The sequence below is a fragment of the Rhodopseudomonas sp. genome (assembly GCF_048594845.1).
Classification (GTDB): domain Bacteria; phylum Pseudomonadota; class Alphaproteobacteria; order Rhizobiales; family Xanthobacteraceae; genus Rhodopseudomonas.
Genome location: NZ_JBMDXE010000033.1, coordinates 1 through 3,207 on the forward strand (window position 1 = coordinate 1; position 3,207 = coordinate 3,207).

Genomic DNA, 3,207 nt, shown 5'->3' on the forward strand with positions numbered 1-3,207 from the left:
CTTTATTTTTACCATATTAATAGATACATTTAAATTTATTAAAATTTAACTGATCTGCCTCGCGTTTATCTGCGACTATTGGTAGTTAATAAATTCTGCCGAACCGTTCCGTGTTCGCCTCGGTGGGCGATGCCCGGGCGATCGCATTCCGCGGACGATTCAGGAAGCTCAGATGCTGCAGCAAAACAAGTCGACGCAAGAGATCAATCGCGGGCCGATCGAGCTCGAAGGCAGCGAAACCCGCTCCCTCGGTTCCTACCTGGAAATCGTCCGTCGGCAGTTTCCGACCATTCTGGCCATCACGTCTTCGGTCGTCATTCTCGCGCTCCTGTTCCTGTTCACCGCGGCGCCGCGATACACCTCCACCGCGTCGATGGTGATCGACACCCGCAAGGTCCAGCTGTTTCAACAGCAGATGCTCGGCGATGTGGCCGTCGACCCCGCAACCGTGCTGACCCAGATCGAGATGCTCAAATCCGAAAACGTCAGCCAAGCCGTGATCCGCAACTTCCATCTCACCGAGGATCCGGAATTCGTCGGATCGGGAATCGTCGGCAGGCTTCTCAGCCTTGTCGGCCTGTCATCGGGCAGCAAATCGGCTTCCGAGCTGGAACTCAACCGCCGGGCGCTGCAACGTTTCGAGCGCTCTCGCGAAATCAAGCGCGTCGGCCTGACCTACGTGATGGGCATCTCGTTCACCTCGCGTGATCCGGCCAAGGCCGCGCGGATCGCCAATGCCATCGCCGACGCCTACATCGTCGACCAGCTCGAAGCGAAATACGAAGCCACCCGGCGTGCCAGCGTCTGGCTGCAGGACCGGATCAAGGAACTGCGGATTCAGGCCTCAGCAGCGCGGCGTGCGGTGGTGGACTTCAAAACCGCCAACAACATCGTCGACACCGGCAAGGGGTTGATGACCGACCAGCAGATCGCCGAGGTCAACAGCCAGCTGGTGCTCGCGCACGCGTCCACTGCAGAGGCCTCCGCCCGTCTCGAGCGCATGACCGAGATTCTGAAACAGGGTGTGCCGGATGCGTCGGTGGCCGACGCCTTGAAGAACGACACGATCGTCAAGCTGCGTGGCCAATACGTCGACATGGCCTCGAAGGAATCGATCTGGACGGCGAAATATGGCGCCGATCATCTCGCGGTGCTGAACCTGCGCACCCAGATGGCCGAAATCCGCAAGAACATCGTCGACGAGCTCAAACGGATCCGCGAATCCTACAAGAGCGACTACGACATCGCCGTCACCCGCGAGGAAAGCATCAAGGCGAGCCTCGCCAACGCCGTGTCGGAATCGCAGTCCAGCAACCAGGCGCAGATCCAGCTCCGCGATCTCGACAGCAGCGCGCAATCCTACCAGGCGATGTACGACAATTTTCTGCAGCGCTACATGGAATCGGTGCAGCAGCAGTCCTTCCCGATCACCGAAGCCCGCGTAATCAGCTCCGCATCCACGCCGCTCGGGAAGAGCTACCCCAACACGCTGGTCATTCTCGCGCTGGCGGTGCTCGGCGGCCTGATCCTCGGCCTCGCCGCAGCGATCGCCCGCGACTTTTCCGACCGCGTGTTCCGAACCAGCGGACAAGTCGAGGACCAGCTCGGCGCCAACTGCCTGGCGATCCTGCCGCTACTCGGCAACGATGCTCCCAAGCCGGTTTTGCCCTGGAAGGCTAAAACCAAGTCAGGCGGGCGCAAGGGCAAGGAGTTCCTCCGCTACGTGGTCGACAACCCGCTGTCGCGCTTCTCGGAGGCACTCCGGTCGATCAAGGTTGCGATCGATCTGAACTCCTTCGTCCGCGAAAACCGGGTATTGGCGACGACCTCGACCATGCCGAGCGAAGGCAAGAGCACGGTGTCGAGTAATCTCGCCCAGCTGATGGCCCATGGCGGCGCCAAGGTCATTCTGGTGGACGCCGATTTGCGCAACCCGTCGCTCTCCGCCTCGCTCGCACCGGATGCGACCACGGGCCTGGTCGACGTCGTTGCGCAACGATCCAGCCTCGACGACGCCATCCAGATCGATCCGTCGACGCAGCTGGCGGTTCTTCCTGCCGGATCGACGTCGCAGCTCTTGCATACCAACGAAATTCTGTCGTCGAAGGCGATGCAGGCGCTGATCAGTTCGCTCCGCGAGAAATATGATTATGTCGTGCTCGACCTGCCGCCGCTGGCTCCGGTCGTCGATGCACGCGTCACGTCCAGTTACGTGGACTCCTACGTGTTCGTCGTCGAATGGGGCAAGACCAAGCCGGACGTGATCCAGCACACGCTACGATCCGCACCGGGCATCGTCGACAAGATCCTGGGCGTCGTCCTGAACAAGGCCGACACCCGCATGCTTGCCCGCTACGAGTCCTATCAGGGTCGGAATTACTACCAGAAATACTACGCCCGCTACGGATATGCCGAGTAGCGCCCCGTCGCGAGCCGTCCGGCTTCACCAGCTCGTCCTGCAGAATGCCCTTGGTGTCCTCGGGGTATGCTCGGCGATCTGGGCTGCCGGGATGTTGCCCTGGGCCATTCTGGTCACGCCGGCGCGCGACGTCGCCGAACTGATTGCCTCGAACACACCGATCAAGCCGGACGTTCTGAAAGACATCGATGCGGAGCTCGCGGCTGCACGGCCCGAACTGACGTGGACCAATCCGGTGGCGGCGCGCGCCAGCGCGATGATCACGCTGCGGCGCGCGCAGGATTCGCAGGCGCGCGCCAGTTCAGAGCAGATCGAAGCTGCCTTCACGTTGGCGGAGACGAGAATTCGAGCGGCGCTGCGGCTCAGCCCAGGTGACTCCTACTTGTGGTCGAGCGCCTATTTCGTCCGAACAGCGCGCGCCGAGTTCAATCCAGCGGACACACGACTGCTCAAGCAATCCTACGTCACCGGACCGCATGAGGGATGGGTGTCTGCCACCCGCAACCGGCTCGCTCTGGCCGCCTATCCGATCCTGGACCAGCGGACGCAGGACCTTGCGGTGTCCGAATTCTCGGAAATGGTCGGCAGCGGCATGATCGAGGATGCCGCGGCCAATCTGCTCGGTGTCGGCTGGAGCCAGCGGGACAGGCTGCTGGCGAGCCTCGACGGCGTCGGACTGCCACCCAAGGAAGCCCTGGCCCGGCGACTCGCGACCGAAGGCGCGCGCATCGATGTGCCGGGCGTTCGGTCGGAGACAAGGCCCTGGCGCTGACGGGACTCGCGGACGA

2 protein-coding genes are annotated in these 3,207 nt (G+C 62.0%); both read left to right on the forward strand.

What is annotated here, in order from left to right:
* The first annotated feature begins 172 nt into the window (after window positions 1–172).
* Window positions 173–2,419: a polysaccharide biosynthesis tyrosine autokinase gene (locus ACOJTD_RS01870; RefSeq protein ID WP_420131244.1), complete on the forward strand. Its 2,247-nt coding sequence runs from the start codon at window positions 173–175 to the stop codon at window positions 2,417–2,419.
* A 91-nt stretch (window positions 2,420–2,510) separates the two neighbouring features.
* The gene (locus tag ACOJTD_RS01875) at window positions 2,511–3,191 is read left to right on the forward strand and encodes a hypothetical protein (protein ID WP_420131245.1); all 681 of its coding nucleotides are present in this window, start codon (window positions 2,511–2,513) and stop codon (window positions 3,189–3,191) included.
* The last annotated feature ends 16 nt before the right edge of the window (window positions 3,192–3,207 follow it).

Coding starts and splice junctions, on each gene's coding strand:
- ACOJTD_RS01870 (WP_420131244.1), top strand. CDS start 173: ATGCTGCAGCAAAACAAGTCGACGCAAGAGATCAATCGCGGGCCGATC.
- ACOJTD_RS01875 (WP_420131245.1), top strand. CDS start 2,511: ATGTTGCCCTGGGCCATTCTGGTCACGCCGGCGCGCGACGTCGCCGAA.